The organism is Pseudarthrobacter oxydans (genome assembly GCF_034258515.1).
Lineage (GTDB): Bacteria > Actinomycetota > Actinomycetes > Actinomycetales > Micrococcaceae > Arthrobacter.
Window position 1 is genome coordinate 1,815,982 of record NZ_CP139438.1, and the last position, 20,766, is coordinate 1,836,747.

Sequence of the window (20,766 nt, forward strand, 5' to 3'; positions counted from 1 at the left end):
TCAGGCGGCAGCAGCCAGGATGTCCTCCACATAGGCCACCAGGGTCCGGACGGTGCAGCCCGTTCCCTGCTTGTGGGTGTAGCCATAGGGGCTCCCGTTGTTGAAGGACGGCCCGGCGATGTCGATATGGGCCCAGGGGATCTGTTCCCCGTCCTTGCCCTTACCCACGAATTCACGGAGGAAAACAGCTGCGGTCATCATGCCGCCATGGCGTTCGCCGATGTTCGCGAGGTCGGCGACCTGTGAGTCAAGGCTGGGACGCAGTTCCTCGGGAAGCGGCATCGGCCACACGAGCTCTCCGGCCCGGTCCGCTGCGGCCTTGAGCGGGCCGGTCACGCTGTCCGATCCCATGACACCCGCTGTCCGGTTTCCCAGGGCGATCAGCTGTGCCCCGGTGAGGGTTGCGACGTCGATGATGGCGTCCGGGTACTCGGCGCTGGCAGCGACGATGCCGTCGGCCATCACCAGCCTGCCCTCGGCATCGGTGTTCAGGACCTCAACGGTCTTTCCGCCGAACATCGTCAGGACATCGGCCGGACGTGAAGCGGCGCCGGAGGGCATGTTCTCGGCGATGCAGAGCCAGGCGGTTGCCTTCACCGGCAGGCCAAGTCCCGCCAGGGCCAGGACAGTGTTAAGGACGACGGCGGCGCCCGCCATGTCGCTCTTCATGTCACCCATGCCGAGGGCCGGCTTGATGGAGATTCCGCCAGTGTCAAAGGTGATGCCCTTGCCGACGAGCGCGATCTTTGACGTTGCCTTGGCGGGAGAGTATTCCACCTTGACCAGGCGCGGCTGGCGGGCGGAGCCCTTGCCCACGCCCATGATGCCGCCGAAGCCTTCCTTCTCGAGGCGCTTCTCGTCCCACACGGTGACCTTCACGGGCAGGCCCTTGGCCAGCTCCTTCGCGGCCTCGGCGAAGGACTCGGGGTAGAGGTGGCTGGGCGGCTGGTTCACCAGCGAACGGGTGGCGTTGACCGCCCTGCCGATCAGTGCAGCCCTTTTAAGGACCGGGGCAAGTTCCTTCTGGTCGGTCAGGTCAGTGAAAATGACCGCATTGCGGACAGGATCCTTCAGGCCTTCCCTGGAAGTGCGGAACTCGGTGAAGGAATAGGCCCCCAGGGCGGCACCTTCGGCCACGGCTGCGACGTCGGCGGCGGTCGCCGTCGGGAACGCCAAGGCAACCGTGGCGAAACCGGCGAGTTGGCGGATGGCGGAACCGGCCGCCCTGCGCAGTGTTTCCCCGGCCAGGGGCTGCGCAGCCGATACCTTGCCCACGCCGGCCAAAACCAGGACACCCGCGCCGGTCTCGGGGAGGCCCGGCAGGCGCACCAGCTGATCCGCCGCGCCCGTGACGCCGAGCGCCTTAAGGGAATCGGCCAGCGCCTCGGCGGACCTTGCCGTCAGCGGGTTCTCCAGGAGGACGGGACCGTCTGCACCCTGCCCCACGCCTATGACCACGGCGTCGCTGGGGCTCTTCTTCAGGTCCCGCGAGAGGGTACTAAGGTTGATTTCAGTATTCTTGACCACGGGGTCAGTCCTCGATTCTCGAAAGATGTTCGGGCAGGGGAGCATGTTCGGCGCTCTGCCATGGTTCCCCGGGTACGGCCGTTCGGAACGCAGCCCGGGAGTTGCAGGCCCGTCTGGCAGGCCAGTTCCGATCGTAGCCCGTGGCCGCAGCGCGCGGGGTATTTCGTGAGAGGTGCGCCACACCGGGCGCCGGAATGCGAGGCCGTCCCGGGGCGTTGTAAAAAAAGAATGTCCACCCGCACCTATGAAAGGAACATGCCGTGCTTGAACGGATCTCCGGCTCCCTGCTGGACCCCGGTGCGCTCTATGCGAGCAACATTGAGCTGTTCCACAGCCCCGGGCTTCGCGGGCTGAACCTGGTGATGGGCTTCACCGGATTCGCCGATGCCGGCCACGTGGTGAAGCAGATCAATGCGGAGCTGCTGGATTCCCTTGACGCCGAGCCGGTGGCGGTGTTCGACGCCGACCAGCTGATCGACTACCGCTCACGCAGGCCGCACCTGACCTTCGTGGAGGACCACCTCCAGGACTACCAGGAGCCGAAGCTGGCCCTGTACCGCCTGGTGGACGGGCTCGGAAAGCCTTTCCTCCTGCTGGCAGGCTTCGAACCGGACCTGCAGTGGGAACGCTTTGCCCGCGCCGTGGTGGGCATCGTGGAGCAACTGGACGTCAACCTGGTTACCTGGATCCACTCCATTCCAATGCCGGTTCCGCACACCCGCCCGGTGGGCGTCACGGTGCACGGCAACCGGCCGGAGCTGATCGAGGGCATCTCGGTGTGGAAGCCCACAGTGGAGGTTCCCGCAGCTGTGGGCCACATCCTGGAACTCCGCCTGGTGGAGGCAGGACGCAATGTTGCCGGTTATGTCATCCACGTGCCCCACTACCTGGCCGAGGCCGAATACCCCACGGCAGCCGTCGCCGGCCTTGAATACCTGGGGGCGGCCACCTCGCTGATGCTGCCCTCGGACAGGCTCCGCGAAGCCGGCCGCGAGGTCAGCCGCCAGATTGCCGAACAGATTGACGCCTCCGAGGAAGTCCAGCAGGTGGTGTCGCGGCTGGAGACCCGCTACGACGAGAAGGCCGAGGGCACGGTCCGCCGATCGCTCCTCGCCGACGAGAATGACGAGCTGCCCAACGCCGACGTCCTGGGCGCCGCGGTGGAAGCGTACCTGGCGCGGGAGAACCCGGGGCAATAAAGGCCTGCAGTGTTGTCCCCGGGCATAATGAAGTGGTGACTGCACCCCGCGCCTGGCTTATCTGGACCATCGGAATCTTTGGGTACCTGGTAGCCGTGGCGCAGCGCACGTCCTTTGGCGTGGTGGGGCTGGAAGCCACTGAGCGGTTCCATGCCAGCGCGTCGGCGATCTCGTTCTTCACTGTCCTCCAGCTCCTTGTCTACGCCGGACTCCAGATCCCGGTCGGCCTGCTGGTGGACAGGTTCGGCTCGCGCGCCATGATCGCCGGCGGCGCCGCCCTGATGGGCCTGGGCCAGCTCCAACTCGCTTTTGCCGACACAATTCCCGGGGGAGTGGCCGGCCGCGTGCTGGTGGGCGCCGGGGACGCCATGACCTTCATCTCCGTGATCCGGCTGATTCCCCTGTGGTTCGCTCCAGCCCGGGTTCCCCTGGTGACCCAGCTGACGGGCATGTCCGGCCAGCTGGGCCAGCTGTTCAGCGTCATCCCGTTCGCCTTCGTCCTCCATCTCTCAGGCTGGACCACCGCGTTCCTGATGCTGGCAGGCCTGTCCGCGCTCGCCGTCGTCCTGGTCCTGCTGCTCCTGCAGGACGCCCCGCCGGGCACGGAACGGCCGCACGCGAAACAGGGCCTGCGGGCAACCGGCGCCTCCCTGGCCCGGGCCTGGCGCCAGCCGGGGACACGGCTAGGGTTGTGGAGCCACTTCACCATCCAGTTCAGCGGCACGGTGTTTGCCATGACCTGGGGCTACCCCTTCCTCATTTCCGGCCAGGGACTGGATGCCGGAACAGTTGCCGCCCTCATGGCGCTGTACGTCGCCGCCGCAATGGCGGTAGGGCCGTTCATCGGACGCTTCGTGTCAAGGCATCCGCTGCGGCGTTCCACCATGGTCCTGCTGATTGCCGGCGCTACAGCGGGGGCATGGGCTGCCGTCCTGCTGACTCCCGGACGGGCCCCCCTCTGGCTGCTGGCCGGCCTTGTCGTGGTGCTCGCCGTCGGCGGCCCCGGCTCGATGATCGGCTTCGACTTCGCACGGACGTTCAATCCGGCGCACCGGATCGGAACGGCGACGGGCATCGTCAACGTCGGCGGGTTCATCGCAGCCCTTGTCGCGATCTTCCTGATCGGGCTGATGCTGGACGTCCTGTATGCCAGCGGTTTCTCCAACGGCGTCCTGTACGGGCTGGATCCGTTCCGTATTGCCCTGAGCGTCCAGCTCCTGCTGATCGGATCCGGTGCGGCTGCGATGCTGGTATGCCGGCGCAAGGTGCGGCGCCAAATGGCCGCGCAGGGCGTCATTGTTCCACCCCTGCGCAGCGCCCTTGCCCGCCAGCGGCGGGAAAGCCTCGCCCGGCGCCGGCAGCCGACGCCTACGGACGGCGCCGACTAGTCCTGCACAGCGCAGGGTTCCCCACATAGCCGGACCAGGTCCTTACCCGGTGCAGGCGGTCCATGAAGGCTGGAGGCATGACACCTCCAGAACACCTGACAATCCGCAGCCCGGAAGACGTCCTGGGCTTCATTCCCCACTCGCTGGGCTACTGGCCGTCCGCAAGCCTGGTTGCCATGACGTTGCAGGGCAAACGGCTGGGCGCCACACTTCGTCTGGATCTGCCCGGCCCGGACGTCCTGGCGCAACCCGCCGCCTTTGCCCGGACGGTCTGCACCTACCTTGAAGCGGACCGTAATGCCGACGGGTCGCTGCTGGCACTCTTCACCAACAATGGCTGGCTGGCAGGGCCGGACCGCTATGGCAGCCTGCTCGCGGGGCTGCAATGGGCGCTGGGCGGAGCAGGAATGCCGGTCCGGGATGCCTGGTATGTCGGCAGCGAGTATTGGCGGGACGCGTTGTGTGCTGATCCTGCGTGCTGCCCTTTTCCCGGACGTCCGGTGCAGGAGATCCGGGACAGCACCCTGAACGCAGAAATGGTGTACCGCGGAAGCAGCGTGGGCCCGGCGCCGCAGGAACAGGCGGCCGCGGTCCTGCCTGGTTCCAGTCTCCATTTTGCTGCTGTCAGGGAGGCCGAAGAGGCGTGGTTGGCACAACTGGACCTGCGCCGCGGAAGCAGGCAGCAGTTTGACGCTGTCCTGGAGGTCTGGGCGGCCCTGCTTAACCGTCCGCGGGGTGAACCGTGGCTGCCCGAGGCTGAACGCGACGGCTTCCTGCGGGCAACCCTGCTGGTACCGCGATGGCGGGATGCCGTCCTGATGATGGCTGCCGCCGGACGGGCGGCAGCGGAAGCCGGGGCCGGGCAGTTCGCCATATTTCGCGAATGCCGCCTTGAACCTGTGGCTCCGCCGGCAGAAGCCTTTGGCGCCGGCCCTGGCCGTGAAGCGGCCCCGCCCGGTGGAACTCCGAACAGCCGGGCGACGGAAACGGGTGTTCCCCGCTATGGCGATGTCCTGATGGGGATCCAGCCTGCCGCCCCGGACTGGGAGAGGCTCGACGCCTTGGATCTCGTTTTCCAGCAACTCGCACCGTCCGGAGGAAAGGCTGCGGCAGCATCGCTCACGGGAAGGGGCTGGATCGCGTGGTGCCGGGGCCGCGGCTCCTTCTCCGCGGCCTACCTCGCCCAGGCCCTGGATCTGGAACCCGGGTACCGGCTCGCGGAACTGCTGCTGGAACTGGTCCACAGGGGAACCGTCTGCGGCTGGGCGGCACGGAAGGAGGCAGCCTGGCAGAAATTCGGCCCCGACGCGGCGTGAGTGGCGGGCGAAGGGGTGGCGTGAGCGTGCAGCGGGCACGGGCCGGCGGGCTTGCCGGACGATGAGAACAGCGGAGAGGCCGTTAACCGGGAAAACATGAGACAATGGTTGCCGAGACCCGGTTGGGTCCGTGTATCGAGCGCCCAGGATTGTGCCCTTCGGGGAACATTACAGCGGCTCCGGCAGTTGTCTTAATAGACTCTGCCGGCCGTGGTAGCGCTTGGTTTTCACCACGGACTTGACAGGGTCATAGTGGTGTTGCCCGTATGGTGATTCCACAGACCACCGCTAGAAAGGTTTTCTGTGACCCCGTCTTCCACGAAGAAGGACCCCGCCGCCCAGGACGAACTGTCCGCCGAGGAGAAGCAGGCTGCGACCAACGCCAAGCGGGCAGCTACGCGGGCAGCCAACAAAGCATCTGCCGGTGAGGCCGCGGACGGCAAGCGCGAGCCCAAGAAGCGCGGGCCCAAGCCAGGCGCAAAGGCAGCTGCCGAGGCCGCCGGTAAGTCTGCGGCCGGTGGCGCGGACGATGTAGAAGAAGTCGACGAAGATCTCGACGACATCATCCTCGAAGGACCCGAGGTCATCGAGGACGACGCCGAGGCAGATCCCGCCAAGGGTGCCGCCGGCTCCGGCAAGGGCTTCGTCTACTCGGACGCCGATGACGACGACGCACCCGTGCAGCAGGTCATGTCCGCCGGAGCTACCGCCGACCCCGTCAAGGACTACCTGAAGCAGATCGGTAAGGTCGCGCTGCTCAACGCCGAGCAGGAAGTTGACCTGGCGCTCCGGATCGAAGCCGGACTGTTTGCCGAGGAAAAGATCAACGCTGACGACGGCTCCATGGATCCGAAGTACAAGCGGGAGCTTGAATTCATCATCCATGACGGCAAGCGCGCCAAGAACCACCTCCTGGAAGCGAACCTCCGCCTGGTGGTCTCGCTGGCCAAGCGCTACACCGGCCGCGGCATGCTGTTCCTGGACCTCATCCAGGAAGGCAACCTGGGCCTCATCCGTGCGGTGGAGAAGTTCGACTACACCAAGGGCTTCAAGTTCTCCACCTACGCCACCTGGTGGATCCGCCAGGCAATCACCCGCGCCATGGCCGACCAGGCACGCACCATCCGTATTCCGGTGCACATGGTCGAGGTCATCAACAAGCTGGCCCGCGTGCAGCGCCAGATGCTGCAGGACCTGGGCCGTGAACCCACGCCCGAAGAGCTGGCCCTCGAACTGGACATGACGCCCGAGAAGGTCGTTGAAGTCCAGAAGTACGGCCGCGAGCCCATTTCGCTGCACACGCCCCTGGGCGAGGACGGCGACTCCGAGTTCGGCGACCTGATCGAGGACTCCGAAGCCGTGGTTCCTGCGGACGCCGTGAGCTTCACGCTCCTGCAGGAGCAGCTGCACTCCGTCCTGGACACGCTGTCCGAACGCGAGGCCGGCGTTGTGGCCATGCGCTTCGGCCTGACTGATGGACAGCCGAAGACTTTAGACGAAATCGGAAAGGTCTACGGAGTCACGCGTGAGCGCATCCGCCAGATCGAATCGAAGACCATGTCCAAGCTCCGCCACCCGTCGCGGTCGCAGGTGCTCCGGGACTACCTGGACTAGGTCAGGACCGGTCAACAACGCGGCCCGCCGGCCGCCGCGCCCCAGGTGCGGCAGCCGGCGGGCCGCGTTGTTTCCGCCAGGTCGTGCACGACCGCTGCGGCCGGGGGAGTGCTTTGACTCTTTACTGCTTAAAAGGATTGGGACCCCACCTTGCGGTGGGGTCCCAACAGCTTCTGGAACCTAGTCGATTTCTACGACTGCCTTTTCGTGAAGCTTGCCCGTCTCGTCGTGCCAGTCGGAGCTCAACGGCTTGAGGGTCGCCTCCACTGCACGGGCGTGGTGGCCGCAGAACAGCAGTTCACCGCCGGAGGACTCCAATACAACCCGGACGTAAGCCTGAGCTCCGCAACGATCGCACCGGTCCAGTGCGTTGAGTGTGCGGTCTGCCACTGCTGTTGTCATGTCGGCCTCCTTAGTAGATCAGTACGTCTATATAACCAGCATTCGTAACAAAACCATCGCAAGGATGGGGCAAGTTCGCTGTGCGCGTATCCGCAAAGTTGGCTCAAGTTCGCCGCAGGGGCTGGCCGGCACAGTCCCGCGTGGCGCGGTCCACACCCCCGGCCAGGTGTGGCAGCCGGTCTGCCGGTACCCGGCCGACTACCCTAGAGGAAGCGATCCACGCCTGCTGTTCCCGTCCCTGAAGGAGTTCATCACCAGTGGCACCAAGTTCTGATTACACTGCCCGGCACCTGTCTGTACTGGAGGGCCTCGAGGCTGTCCGCAAGCGCCCGGGCATGTACATCGGTTCCACCGACTCCCGCGGACTCATGCACTGCCTCTGGGAGATCATCGACAACTCCGTGGATGAGGCCCTGGCCGGCTTCGGCCACGACATCAAGATCATCCTCCACGCCGACAACTCCGTGGAGATCCACGATGACGGCCGCGGCATCCCCATCGACAAGGAACCCAAGACCGGCCTGACGGGCGTCGAAGTGGTTTTCACGAAACTGCACGCCGGCGGCAAGTTCGGCGGCGGCTCCTACACCGCCTCCGGCGGCCTGCACGGCGTCGGCGCGTCCGTGGTCAACGCACTGTCCTCCCGCCTCGACGTTGAGGTGGACCGCGGCGGCAAGACCTACAAGATGTCCTTCCGGCGCGGCGAGCCCGGGCGCTTCAAGGACGTCGGCTCCAAGGTCGACCCGGCCGCACCCTTCACCCCGTTCGTGGACGATTCCGTCCTGGACGTGGTGGGCAAAGCGAAGCGCGGGGTCACGGGCACCCGGATCCGGTACTGGGCCGACCGGCAGATCTTCACCCCGGACGCAAAGTTCTCCTATGACGAACTGGCCGCCCGCGCGCGCCAGACCTCCTTCCTGGTGCCCGGCCTCAAACTGACCGTGCGCGATGAGCGGAGGTTCCCGGGAACGCCCGGCGAGGCAGGAGTGCACGAAGAGGTCTTCCACCACGACGGCGGGATCTCCGAATTCGCGGAGTTCCTCGCCGCCGATCCCGCCGTCACTGACGTCTGGCGGCTGCACGGCTCCGGAAAGTTCAAGGAGACGGTTCCCGTCCTGGACGAGCGCGGGCACAGCCAGCTGGCCGAGGTGGAGCGGGACTGTGAGGTGGATGTCGCGCTGCGCTGGGGCATTGGCTACGACAGCACCGTCCGGAGCTTCGTCAACATCATCTCCACCCCCAAGGGCGGAACCCACCAGTCAGGCTTTGAGCAGGCCCTGGTCAAGACCTTCCGCAAAGCGGTGGAAACCAACGCCCGTAAGCTCAAGGCGGGCAACGACAAGATCGAAAAGGATGACATCTTCGCGGGCCTGACCGCCGTCCTGACCGTGCGGCTGGCGGAGCCGCAGTTCGAAGGCCAGACCAAGGAGATCCTGGGCACCTCGGCGGTGCGCGCCATCGTGTCAAAGGTGGTGGAGCGCGAGATCAGTGCCAAACTCGGCTCCGCGAACCGAAACGACAAGGCCCAGTCGGCCCTGCTGCTGGAAAAAATCGTCAACGAAATGAAGTCGCGGATCTCGGCACGCGTCCACAAGGAAACCCAGCGGCGCAAGAACGCCCTGGAAACTTCCTCGATGCCCACCAAGCTTGCCGACTGCCGTACGGACGACGTCGACCGCTCCGAACTTTTCATCGTGGAAGGCGATTCAGCGCTGGGAACCGCCAAACTGGCACGGTCCTCGGACTTCCAGGCCCTGCTGCCCATCCGCGGCAAGATCCTCAACGTCCAGAAGGCATCGGTAGGGGACATGCTTTCCAACGCCGAATGCGCAGCCCTCATCCAGGTGGTGGGTGCGGGTTCCGGGCGCAGCTTCGATATCAGTGCCGCCCGCTACGGCAAAGTAATCCTGATGACGGACGCCGATGTTGACGGTGCCCACATCCGCACGCTGCTCCTGACGCTCTTCTTCCGCTACATGCGCCCCATGATCGAAGATGGCCGCGTTTTCGCCGCTGTCCCGCCGCTGCACCGGGTGGAGGTCATAAACGCCGGCCAGAAGGCGAACGAAATGATCTACACGTACTCGGAGGCGGAACTCCATGTCCTCCTGGCCCGCCTGGCCAAGGAAGGCAAGCGGTACAAGGAGCCCATCCAGCGCTACAAGGGCCTGGGCGAGATGGATGCCGAGCAGCTGGCCGAGACCACCATGGACCCGCGGCACCGCACGCTGCGCAAGGTGGGCATCGAGAACGCCAAGCAGGCAGAGGAGATCTTTGACCTGCTGATGGGCTCGGACGTGTCGCCGCGCAAGGACTTTATTATCGCCGGCGCCGCCAGCCTGGACCGGGAGCGCATCGACGCCTGACGGGGCGGTGGAGCCGCCCGGAGGTACGACGCCGGGGCTCAGCCCGGCAGCCCCGGCACCACCAGCAGGGCGGTGGGCAGCGCCAGCAGCAGTACGGATCCGGCCATCACCATGTTGCGGACCGGAGCCGGCAGCTCAGGCTGGGGTGAGAGCAGCCTGCTGACCCTGGTGGCCGTGGTGCGGGCCGGGTCCGGGCCGGGCGTGCCGGCGGCCGCCTCGAGCCCGGACAGCGCCAGGCTGGAAGCTGAGGGGCGGAGTTCCGCTCCGCCGGTGTTCCCGGCCGATCCGCTGGCCACGATGGCGATTGCCTTGATCAGCGTGGCCTTGCTCTCGGTTTTGAGGGCGACGTCGTCGGCCAGCATTTCGATCAGCGAATTCACCGACTCCTGGGCCAGGCGGGTGGTGGGCAGCCACGGCAGTGCTTGCCGCCAGGCGGCAAAAGCCCACAGCAGCAGGTGGTGCCGTTGGTTCAGGTGGGCGTTCTCATGGATCAGTACCGCCCGGAGTTCAGCCGGTTCAAGGGCCGCCATCAGGCCATCCGAGAGGACCGTCACCGAGCGGGCGCCGCCGGGAAGGCAGTAGGCCACGGGGGAGTCATGGCTGATAACGAGCGTTCCCGTTCCTTCACCGGACGGTGAGGCCAGGAGGGCCAGCAGTTCGCGGTGCCGCCGGCGCTGGCGCTCGATCTTGTAGTAGGTCAGCAACAGTGTGAACACGAGGTGGGCGGTGAGCAGGGCTGCGGCGGACAGGGCAAAGATGTGCCAGAACCCCAAAGCCGTGGTGGGGGCATTGAAGAGCACCATTCCGGCCAGCGCCCGAAGCCCCGCAATCAGGTTGTCGCCGATCGGCTCCAGGCCGTAGACCAGCATGGCGCCGATCATCGACAGCCCGCCGGCCAGGGCGATCGCCTGCCACAGGATCATGGCAGTGAACGGCGAGCGGGCAGGCCACTTCGCCCGCGAGAGGAGGATAGGCACCGGCCACGCCAGGACTATCGCAAGGACCGCCAGCAGGTATGAGGCCCAGAACATGGTGCGTTACAGGTGGCCAAGCAGTTTGCGCAGCGTCTCGGCCTCGCCCTCGGAAACGGACCCAATGAAGCGTGCCAGCACGGCCTCGCGGTCCGGCGCCGACCCCAGCACTTCATGCATCAGCTCAGCGGTGTGGTCCGCACGGCTGGACACCGCCTGGTACCGGTGCGGGCGGGTGCCGCGTTCGCGCTCCACCAGGCCCTTCTTTTCCAGCCGGGACAGCACGGTAAGAACGGTGGTCACGGCAAGTTCCTTGCCTTCATGGGCTGCCGTGCCGTCCTGTCCGGCCGACGTCTGCGCCAGCCGGTCCCGCAGGGTATTAGCGGTGGCTGCTCCCTGGCCCGCCCAGAGCAGATCCATCACTGCCCGTTCCAGTTCACCAAGACTAGCCATTGCACTTTTCCTTTGTTCCCCGCGCCACCGCGTCGAAGCGGCGGTGGCTGCATGCTTTGCTTCAACTACAAGTTCTAATTTACCCGGTTTTCACGAGACTTTCTACGTTGGGTAGAACAGTTCGCCTGCCGCCTCCCTTGCCTGCGGCTCCAGGGGAGTGGAAGCTGGTTTTTACACCGCTGCCGACGTTGTTCTACACTCGGTAGAAGTTCAGTTCTACAAAACGTAGAAGATCTGCATTTCGCTGACACGAGGGACCGCCTTGGACGCTATGGACGCGCTGGAAATCGCACGCTGGCAATTCGGCATCACCACCGTTTACCACTTCATGATGGTTCCGCTGACCATCGGCCTTGGCCTGGTCGTGGCCGTCATCCAGACCGCCTGGCACCGCACGGGCAACCCCGAGTACCTACGGATGACCAAGTTCTGGGGCAAGCTGTTCCTCATCAACTTCATCATGGGCGTGGCTACCGGCATCGTCCAGGAGTTCCAGTTCGGCATGGCCTGGAGCGAGTACAGCCGGTTCGTGGGCGATGTTTTCGGCGCGCCGCTGGCACTGGAGGCGCTCCTCGCCTTCTTCGTTGAATCCACGTTCCTGGGCTTGTGGATCTTCGGCTGGAAACAGCTCAAGCCGGGCATCCACCTGGCCTGCCTGTGGATTGCCGTCATCGGTTCCGTCTTCTCCGCTTACTTCATCATCGTGGCCAACAGCTGGATGCAGCACCCGGTGGGTGTGGAGATGATCGACGGCCGGCCCGTCATGACTGACGCCTGGGCCGTCTTCACCAACAACACCGCCCTCGTTGCAGTGCCCCACACGCTGTTCGGCGCACTGGCGGTGGCGGGCGGCTTCCTCCTCGGCATCGCCTGGTACCACCTGTGGCGGAGGCGGCGCGACGGCGTCGACACCGTGGGCGCCGACGGCAAGGTGGTCCCCGGCGAAGCAGCGGACATCCCCGGCCGTGACCTGAACGACCACAAGGTCTGGCTCCGGTCCCTGCGCATCGGCGCCGTGGTTGCCATGATTTCCTTCGCCGGCACAGCCCTCACCGGCGACCTCCAGGGCAAGCTGATGTTCGAGCAGCAGCCCATGAAGATGGCCGCGGCGGAAGCTGCCTGCCACGACGGCACCGGCTTCTCGGTCCTCAGCATCGGCAACATCGGCTCGCAGAACTGTGACGACATCGTGGCGCTGATCGAGGTTCCGGGCATCCTCTCCTACCTGGCCAAGGGGGACTTCACCACCGAAGTCCAGGGGGTCAACACCCTGCTGCCCGAATACCAGGAGAAGTACGGCACGAACCTGCCGGACAACCCGATCTACGGTGAACGCGCCGGGCAGGAGATCGACTACCTGCCGGTCATGGAGGTGACCTACTGGGGCTTCCGCATGATGATCGGCTTCGGCGGGCTTGCCGCACTGGCAGCGCTGGTGGCGCTGTGGATCACCCGGAAGGGAACCGTTCCAGAGTCCCCGTGGCTCATGCGGCTGGCGGTCTTCGGCATCCTGGCCCCGTTCGGTGCCAATGCTGCCGGCTGGATCTTCACGGAAATGGGACGCCAGCCTTTTGTGGTGGCCCCCAATCCCGACCCCAGCGGCATCGACCAGGTGTTCATGTTCACCGCCGCCGCGGTTTCGCCGGGGGTGTCGGCGGGAGAGTTGCTGGCATCACTGGTAACGCTGACGGCGGTGTACGCGGTCCTGCTGGTGGTTGAGGTCAAGCTGCTGGTCAAGTACATCCGGGGCGGAGTAGTTTCCGCCATGCCGGAACTGGCGCACGCACCCGTGGACGAGAACGAGGACGCCACCCCGGGACCGGGCGGCCCAGGCGGCGGGAAACCCGCCGACGACGTCCTGGCCTTCGCCTACTAGCCCGTACCAAGCAGAGGAAACACAGAATGGAACTGCTCCCGACCATCTGGTTCATCGCCATCGCCGTGCTGTGGACCGGGTACCTCTTCCTTGAGGGCTTCGATCTCGGCGTCGGAATGCTCATGAAGCTTTTCGCCCGCAACAACACCGAACGCCGGGTACTGCTCAACACCATCGGCCCGGTCTGGGACGGCAACGAGGTCTGGCTCCTGACCGCCGGCGGCGCCACCTTCGCTGCCTTCCCGCTGTGGTATGCCTCCCTGTTTTCGGCCCTTTACCTGCCGCTCCTGGTGGTGCTCGTTGCCCTGATCTTCCGCGCAGTGGCCTTCGAATACCGCGGCAAGGTGGACACCGATGAGTGGCGTGCCCGCTGGGACTGGGCCATCGCCCTCGGTTCCTTCTTCGCCGCTTTCGGAGTGGGCGCCGCGCTGGCCCTCACCACCACCGGGCTTCCCCTGAATGCGAACGGCGACCGTGAGGGCGGTCCGCTGGCCTGGTTCAGCGGCTACGCCGTGCTGGGCGGGCTCGCCGTAGCGGGTTTCTCACTGCTGCATGCGCTGGCTTTCCTGGCCCTGAAGACCGACGGCGACGTCCGGCACCGGGCCCGCCAGTGGTTCGTGCGGCTGCTGCCGGTGCTGTTGCTGCCCATCGCCGCGTGGGCCCTCAGCATCCAGTTCCTCGACGGCAAGCCGTGGACCTGGGCCCTGGTCATCCTCGCCGTTGCCGCGGCAGCCGCAGCCTGGTTCCTGGCCCGCAAGGCATCCGAAGGCAAGGCCTTCCTGGCCCTGGGCGCCTTCCTGGTACTCGGAACCGCGTCCATCTTCGCCGCAGTATTCCCTGTGGTGCTGCCCTCCACCCTGGACAGCGCCTTTGACCTGACCATTTCAAACGCTTCCTCCTCGGATTACACTCTTGGCCTTATGAGTGTCGTGGCCGCCTTCGGCCTCCCCCTGGTCATCGCCTACCAGGCCTGGACCTACTGGGTCTTCCGGCGGCGTGTCAGCGCGGCGCACATCCCGGAGGCGCACAGCTTCCTGCCGGCCATCGCCGCCAGGGCCTTCACCACGAAGGGCTGACATGCGGCCAAGTTTCCCGCCCGGTCCCGCCACCCGCTCCGCCCTCTACCTCCTGGGACTGCTGGCTGCGCTCAAGGCGTTGTCCCTGGTGCTCATGGGCCAGGCGGTGGCATCAGCCCTCGCCGGAATGGTGGCGGGGGACCCGGGCTGGGACGGCCAGGTTCCCCTGGGACTGGCCGGCGCGGTCCTGCGGTCCCTGACGGTCTGGGGACAAGCCGTTGCATCCCGCCGGGCCGCCCTTAGCATCAAGGAGGAGCTCCGCGCCGGGCTCCTTGAACGGGCTCTGCGCAATGGCGTAAGGGAGGCCGGACCGGCCGACGGCGGACTCGCCGTTTTGGCAACCCGCGGCCTGGACGCCCTGGACAACTACTACACCCAGTTCCTGCCCGCGCTGGTGAACTGCGCCACGATTCCGCTGCTGCTGGGAGCGCGGATCCTTTTCGCCGACTGGCTCAGCGCAGTGGTGATTGTCCTGACGGTGCCGCTCGTGCCGTTGTTCATGGTGCTGATCGGCCGGTATACCGAGGACAGCGTCCGCGAGGCGCAGGCCTCCCTCGCAAGGCTCTCCGCCCACATGCTGGAGCTCGCCAAAGGCCTGCCCGTCCTGGTGGGACTCGGCCGGGCCACGGCGCAGCGCAAGGCGCTGGAGGAGATCTCGGAGGAATACCGCGCCCGCACCATGGGAACCCTGCGCACGGCGTTCCTGTCGGCCCTGGCGCTGGAACTGATCGCAACCATCTCCGTCGCTGTGGTGGCGGTGTTCATCGGTGTCCGCCTGGTGCACGGCGACATGCCGCTCGAAGCAGGCCTGCTTGCCCTGATCCTGGCGCCGGACTGCTACCTTCCGCTGCGGGAACTGGGCACCGCCCACCACGCCAGCGACGACGGCCGGGTTGCCCTCGCCGCAGCCGCCGCTGTCACGGATGCTCCCGAGCCCCGCCCGCTTCCTGCAGCCAAGGCAGGAAGGCCCGGGGCGCCGGTCACCGTCACGGACCTTGCCGTGAGCTACGGCGGAAGGTCAGGGCCCGCCGTCGGCCCGCTCACCTTCTCGGCACCCCAAGGCAGGATCACCGCCCTGGACGGCGCCAGCGGCGCAGGAAAGAGCACGGTCCTCGGCGTCCTGGCCGGGACCATCGGCGACGGCGGCGGCACCACGGTAACCGGCACGGTCCAGGGCCTGGACCGGACCGCCCTGGCCTGGGTGCCGCAGCACCCCGCGATGCTCGCGGAAACCGTCCTGGATGAGGTGGTGCTCTACGTTTCCGGGGACATCCCTGGCGCCCGCGGCCAGGCAGGCGCGGAAGCCGCCGCACGCGCCTGCCTGGACCGCGCTGCCGCCGGCCACCTGGCCCAGCAGCACCCGGCCGAACTGAGCCCGGGCGAGCTGCGGAGGGTCGCCCTGGCCCGGGGGCTGGCGAAGATCGAGGCCGGAGCCACCGTCCTGCTGCTCGACGAGCCCACCGCCCACCTCGACGACGCCTCGGCGATGGCCGTCGAGGAGGCCATCAGGAAGCTCCGCGGCCGGGTGACGGTGATCCTGGTGGCGCACAATGAACGCACCCGCAGCCTCGCGGACCACGTGGTGGCCGTGGGACGGCCGGGCCGGACAGTACCCGCCGCCGCGCACCCGGCGGATGCATTCCGGGCACAACCTGCTGCCGCGGCCGGCTCCGCCGCCGGCGAAACGGCCGACGACTCAGCCAGCACAGCCGGCACGGCTGCCGGCGCCACAAACCCCGCCGCGGCCGAACGAGCCGGCAGCCGCGCCACCGCCCGGCTGCTCGCAGTGCTCCTTGCGCCGGTCCGCGGCAAGTTCGCGGCCGCCGCGGTGGTGGGCACGCTGGCCGCAGTCTTCGCCGTGGCGCTTTCCGGCCTGTCCGGCTGGCTGATCATCCGGGCCAGCGGGCAGCCGCCCATCCTGTACCTGCTGACCGCCATCGTGGGGGTGCGGTTCTTCGGAATCGGGCGGGCGGTGCTCCGTTACTGGGAACGGCTCCTCCTGCATGATGCGGTGTTTGCCGCCCTCACCCGGCTCCGCGGACAGCTGTGGGAGTCGCTGAGCCGCAGGGCGCTCGCACTCCGCCGCCTGCTCCAGGGCGGCAACGTCCTGGGATCGGTGATTGACGACGTCGATACCGTCCGCGACCTCCTGCCCCGCGTTGTGCTGCCGCCAGTTACCGCCCTAGCCGTCTCCGCGCTGGCGCTGGCCACTACCGGCCTGCTGGTGCCGGCCGCGCTGCCGGCCGTCCTGGCCGCCGCCGCGGCCAGCCTGTTCATGGCGCCGGCCCTGGCACTGTGGGCTGACCGGAAATCTGCCAGCGCCGAACAGGTGCTGAGGTCCGGAGTGCTGCGGCGCATTTCCGCAGCCCTTGATGCCAGGGCCGAGCTGCACGCCAACGGCGTTGCCTCCGCTGTCCTTGCAGGACTGCGGGCGCAGGACCGCAGTGCCACCCGGGCGTCCCGGCGCTCGGCCTGGGCGGACGGACTGGGCCACGCCATCACCACCGCTTCGTGCTGCGCCGCGGCTTTCGCTGCCGCCCTGCTGGCGGCTCCCGCGGTGTTCGAGGGCCGCCTCGAGCCCGCCACTGCGGCGGTGGTGGTGCTGCTGCTCCTCGCGCTGGTGGAACCTTACGCGGCGATGACGACGGCGGTACGCCAGTTCCCGGCGCTCCGGACGGTCATGCGGCGCGTCGCCGCCTCGGGCGCGCTGGACCGCGCCGCCCCCGATTCCGTGGGCAGCGCTGCCGACGGCCTGCAGGAGGTGCCTCCCCGGCACAACGGTGCTCCGGGCGTCGAACTCGAAAACCTTGCCGCGGCCTGGCCGGGCGGTGCGCCGGTGTTTGCCGGGCTGGACGCGGTTGCGGAACCGGGGCGTTGGCTGGCAGTCACCGGGCCCTCGGGCTCCGGAAAGTCCACCCTGCTCTCGGTCCTGCTGGGTTTCCTTCCAGCCGTCGCGGGGACTGCCCGGGTGACCGGCCGGGCCGCGTGGTGCCCGCAGGAGGCCCACCTCTTTGACTCGACCATCCGCGGCAACCTGCTGCTTGGCAAGCGTTCCTCCGGGGACCGGGCTGCCGGCGGCGACGCCGAACTTCGGGATGTGCTTGCGTCCGTTGGGCTGTCCGGCCTGGTGGAGGGGCTGCCGGCGGGCCTGGACACCCGGATCGGTCCCGGCGGTGCGTTCCTGAGCGGAGGGGAGCGCCAGCGCCTGGCGGTGGCCCGCACGCTGATGACGGGCGCGGAGGTGATCCTGTTGGACGAGCCGACGGCCCACCTGGATGCGGAATCGGCACAGGCCATGCTGGCGGACCTGCGCGCGGGGCTGCGGAACCGCACTGTGGTGCTGGTGACCCACAACCCCGCTGACATCGCCCCCGGCGACGCCCGCCTGGTGCTGGCCGCCGGGTCAGGGAACACAGGACGCGCACCCGCGCCTGCGTATGCCCGGACCCGTGCCTCGACGGCGTATGCGCTTACCGCGGCAGAGGGGGATCAGCCGTCCACATCGTGAAGGTGATGGACGACGTCGTGCAGGAAGTACTGGGCGAGGGTCAGGACGGTGAATTCAGAACCGTTGCTGCGCAGCCCTTTCCGTGCCCACTCCGCTTCGCGGACGCCGGCAAAGGACTCCGCCACCTGCTTACCCTCTGCGGCCAGTTCAGCGCTCACCACGGCGGGATCGGCGTTGGCGTAGTCCTTGTCCAGCGCTGTCCGGTCCTGGTCCCAGTTCTCGAACCTGGCGTCGTCCGAATCCAGCATGAGGTTCAGCCTCTGGTCAAAGAGGCTGAAGACGTCCCGGACGTGGCAGGCGTACTCCAGCGCCGACCAGGTGTGCTCGTTCGGGCGCTCGGCGGCGTCCGGCCTGCGCAGGACGGCCCGCCAGCGGGGGAGCATGTTTTCGATGGTCCCGGGGACCGTTGACGGCGTCACCGTGGAAGCGTCAAAAGAGCATTCCGGGCAGGGACGGGTCAGGACCCAGGTCCAGTCCTTCTCATCAGGAACGATAGGCATGGAAGCAGTCTAGGCTGGATCAGGCAGTCTGGGCGGGATCAGGCCAGGCCATGGCGGGACCCACCACATCCACCGGCTGGGAGAGCGGGACGCCGGATCCGTCACGCCGGCCATGCTCCTGAGGCAGGGACCTGGCGACCCCGGCTGCCGAGGACGCCTTGGCCGGGCCGTGGCCTGCCCAGGCGAGCAGCAGCGTGTCCTCGCCCTTCAGGAAGCGGTGGGCCCGCACTCCGGCTGTCGCACGCCCCTTCACCGGATACTCGGAGAACGCGGTCACCTTGGCTGTGCCGGGGGCGGTGCCGGGAAGCGCGCCGGTGGTTCCCGCGATGGTCACCACAACGGCGGCCTCGTCCTTGGGCTGGATGGCGCCGAAGTACAGTACACGGTCCCCGGACGCCAGCTTGATGCCTGCCATGCCGCCGGCCGTACGGCCCTGCGGCCGCACGCTTGCGGCACCAAACTTCAGCAGCTGCGCCTGGCTGGTCAGGAACACCAGCTCGGCATCATCGGCTCCCGCAGGCACCACGTTGACCACAAAGTCCTTGTCCTTCAGGGAAATGACGTCCCAGTCTTCCCGGTTCAGCGGATAGTCCGGCTGCACCCGCTTCACCACTCCCTGGGCAGTGCCAATGGCCAGCACTTCGTCCAGCGGGACGAACGCCACCAGGGTCTCCCCCTTCAGGAGGGTCAGGAAATCCTTGGCGGGAACCCCGCCGGCGAGGTTCGGCAGGCCCGAGACCGGGGGCAGGACCGGCATGTCCATCACCTGGAGGCGCAGCATGCGCCCCTGCGAGGTAACCGCAGCGATTTCGCCCCGCGCCGAGGTCTTGACCACGGACGTGTATACATCGTGCTTGGCCCGGGGGCCGGCCTCCGCCAGCGGCTCCTGGTTGCTGGTGCGGGCCACCTGCCCGGACGCGGTCAGGATTGCCCAGCAGGGGTCGTCGGCGATTTCCAGGGCCAGCGGCGCGGCCTTGCCCTTCTTTCCCGCGGCCAGGGCGAGGTCGGCGGCAACGGTGGGGGCCACAGCCTCTGATTCCAGCAGGACCGTCCGCCGCGGCGTGCCGTGCTCTTCGGCGATGGCGCCCAGTTCGTCGGACACCAGCGTGCGCAGCCGTTCCTCTGAGCCCAGGATGGCCTCCAGCTCCGCGATCTCGCGGCGGAGCTCGTCCTGTTCCTTCTCGAGCTCGATCCGGGAGTACTTGGTCAGCTGGCGGAGGCGCAGTTCCAGGATGTAGTTCGCCTGGATTTCCGTGAGGTCGTAGATGGACATCAGCCGGGCCCGGGCGGCGGCGGCCTCATCCGAGGACCGGATGATCTGGATGACTTCGTCGATGTCCACAATGGCGATGAGGAGGCCCTCCACCAGGTGGAGGCGGTCCTTCTTCTTTCCCAGCCGGAAGACGGTCCGGCGGCGCACCACGTCGATCCGGTGGTTCACGTAGACGGTGAGCAGCTGCACCAGGCCCAGGGTCTGCGGCTGCCCGTCCACCAGGGTGACATTGTTGATGCCGAAGGAGTCCTCCATCGGCGAGTAGCGGTAGAGCTGCTGGAGGACGGCGTTGGGGTTGAAGCCGTTCTTCAGTTCGATGACCAGCCGCAGGCCGTGCTTCCGGTCCGTCAGGTCGACGATGTCGCTGATGCCGGTCAGCTTCTTGGCATTGACGGCGTCCTTGATCTTCTCGATGACCTTCTCCGGGCCCACCATGTAGGGGAGCTCGGTGACCACCAGGCCAGTCCGGCGCGCGGAAAGCTGCTCGATTTCCACCTTGGCCCGGGTCTTGAAGGACCCCCGCCCGGTGGCGTAGGCGTCGCGGATGCCGTCCAGGCCCACGATGCGCCCGCCGCTGGGCAGGTCCGGGCCGGGCACGAAGCGCATGATGTCATCCAGCGTCGCGTCCGGGTTGGCAATCAGGTGCCGCGCGGCCGCGATGACTTCCACGAGGTTGTGCGGGGCCATGTTGGTGGCCATGCCGACGGCGATGCCGGTGGCACCGTTGACCAGCAGGTTGGGGAACGCTGCCGGCAGGACGTCCGGCTGGGTCAGCTGGTTGTCGTAGTTGGGGACAAAGTCCACCACGTCTTCATCGAGGTGGTCGGTGAGGGTGAGGGCGGCGGCGGCCAGCCGTGCTTCCGTATACCGCGGAGCCGCAGGGCCGTCGTCGAGCGAGCCGAAGTTGCCGTGCCCGTCAATGAGGGGCAGCCGCAGCGAGAAGTCCTGCGCCATGCGCACCATGGCGTCGTAGATGGCGGTATCGCCGTGCGGGTGCAGCTTTCCCATGACCTCGCCCACCACGCGGGCGCTCTTCACGTGGCCGCGGTCGGGGCGCAGGCCCATATCGCTCATCATGTAGAGGATGCGGCGCTGCACCGGCTTGAGCCCGTCGCGGGCGTCGGGAAGGGCCCGCGAGTAAATCACCGAATACGCGTACTCCAGGAAGGACCCCTCCATTTCGGAGGTGACATCGATGTCCACGATGTTTTCCGTGTAGGGGGTGCTGTCTTCCACGGTGGGGGCTGGGCTTTGGCGGCGGGCCATGGGTGGGTAAATCCTTCTGGAGTGCTGTGCA

General features: G+C 67.2%; 14 protein-coding genes. 8 read left to right on the forward strand and 6 right to left on the reverse strand.

All coding sequences use genetic code 11. From position 1 onward, the window contains the following. Positions 1–1,527, reverse strand: a complete 1,527-nt coding sequence (locus SMD14_RS08230) for a leucyl aminopeptidase (protein WP_321215946.1) — start codon at positions 1,525–1,527, stop codon at positions 1–3. Positions 1,528–1,787: 260 nt separating this feature from the next. Between SMD14_RS08230 and SMD14_RS08235 the strand changes: the two genes are divergently transcribed. From SMD14_RS08235 to SMD14_RS08250, 4 genes are all read left to right on the forward strand, one after another. Then, positions 1,788–2,726, forward strand: coding sequence for a PAC2 family protein (locus tag SMD14_RS08235; RefSeq protein ID WP_321215947.1), 939 nt, complete (start codon positions 1,788–1,790; stop codon positions 2,724–2,726). Between the two features lie 35 nt (positions 2,727–2,761). Then, positions 2,762–4,114, forward strand: coding sequence for an MFS transporter (locus SMD14_RS08240; protein ID WP_321215948.1), 1,353 nt, complete (start codon positions 2,762–2,764; stop codon positions 4,112–4,114). Between the two features lie 77 nt (positions 4,115–4,191). Further along, on the forward strand, positions 4,192–5,430 hold the full coding sequence (locus tag SMD14_RS08245) for a DUF4192 domain-containing protein (RefSeq protein ID WP_321215949.1): 1,239 nt from the start codon (positions 4,192–4,194) through the stop codon (positions 5,428–5,430). A gap of 303 nt (positions 5,431–5,733) precedes the next feature. Beyond that, entirely contained in the window at positions 5,734–7,044 is a 1,311-nt protein-coding gene (locus SMD14_RS08250; protein WP_321215950.1) for an RNA polymerase sigma factor, read from the forward strand. Between the two features lie 180 nt (positions 7,045–7,224). Here the strand turns inward: SMD14_RS08250 and SMD14_RS08255 are convergent, their stop codons facing one another. Beyond that, a complete protein-coding gene (locus SMD14_RS08255; protein ID WP_139028897.1) occupies positions 7,225–7,446 on the reverse strand; it encodes a hypothetical protein in 222 nt (73 codons plus the stop codon). A gap of 257 nt (positions 7,447–7,703) precedes the next feature. Between SMD14_RS08255 and SMD14_RS08260 the strand changes: the two genes are divergently transcribed. Then, the gene (locus SMD14_RS08260) at positions 7,704–9,812 is read left to right on the forward strand and encodes a DNA topoisomerase IV subunit B (RefSeq protein ID WP_321215951.1); all 2,109 of its coding nucleotides are present in this window, start codon (positions 7,704–7,706) and stop codon (positions 9,810–9,812) included. A 38-nt stretch (positions 9,813–9,850) separates the two neighbouring features. Here the strand turns inward: SMD14_RS08260 and SMD14_RS08265 are convergent, their stop codons facing one another. Together SMD14_RS08265 and SMD14_RS08270 are read right to left on the reverse strand one after the other, a co-directional pair. Next, entirely contained in the window at positions 9,851–10,843 is a 993-nt protein-coding gene (locus tag SMD14_RS08265; protein ID WP_157238482.1) for a M56 family metallopeptidase, read from the reverse strand. Positions 10,844–10,849: 6 nt separating this feature from the next. Next, entirely contained in the window at positions 10,850–11,236 is a 387-nt protein-coding gene (locus SMD14_RS08270; protein ID WP_157238481.1) for a BlaI/MecI/CopY family transcriptional regulator, read from the reverse strand. Positions 11,237–11,507: 271 nt separating this feature from the next. Here SMD14_RS08270 and SMD14_RS08275 point away from each other — a divergent pair, with 271 nt between their 5' ends. The 3 genes from SMD14_RS08275 to cydD are packed head-to-tail and all read left to right on the forward strand — an operon-like array spanning position 11,508 to position 17,696. After that, positions 11,508–13,112, forward strand: a complete 1,605-nt coding sequence (locus SMD14_RS08275) for a cytochrome ubiquinol oxidase subunit I (RefSeq protein WP_321216241.1) — start codon at positions 11,508–11,510, stop codon at positions 13,110–13,112. Between the two features lie 26 nt (positions 13,113–13,138). Beyond that, positions 13,139–14,188: a cytochrome d ubiquinol oxidase subunit II gene (gene cydB, locus SMD14_RS08280; RefSeq protein ID WP_321215952.1), complete on the forward strand. Its 1,050-nt coding sequence runs from the start codon at positions 13,139–13,141 to the stop codon at positions 14,186–14,188. A 1-nt stretch (position 14,189) separates the two neighbouring features. Further along, on the forward strand, positions 14,190–17,696 hold the full coding sequence (gene cydD, locus SMD14_RS08285; protein ID WP_321215953.1) for a thiol reductant ABC exporter subunit CydD: 3,507 nt from the start codon (positions 14,190–14,192) through the stop codon (positions 17,694–17,696). Here the strand turns inward: cydD and SMD14_RS08290 are convergent. Both SMD14_RS08290 and SMD14_RS08295 read right to left on the reverse strand, forming a co-directional pair. Further along, the gene (locus tag SMD14_RS08290) at positions 17,678–18,196 is read right to left on the reverse strand and encodes a DinB family protein (protein ID WP_321215954.1); all 519 of its coding nucleotides are present in this window, start codon (positions 18,194–18,196) and stop codon (positions 17,678–17,680) included. The genes cydD and SMD14_RS08290 overlap by 19 nt on opposite strands. Positions 18,197–18,215: 19 nt before the next feature. Next, on the reverse strand, positions 18,216–20,735 hold the full coding sequence (locus SMD14_RS08295) for a DNA topoisomerase IV subunit A (RefSeq protein ID WP_321215955.1): 2,520 nt from the start codon (positions 20,733–20,735) through the stop codon (positions 18,216–18,218). Positions 20,736–20,766 lie beyond the last annotated feature (31 nt).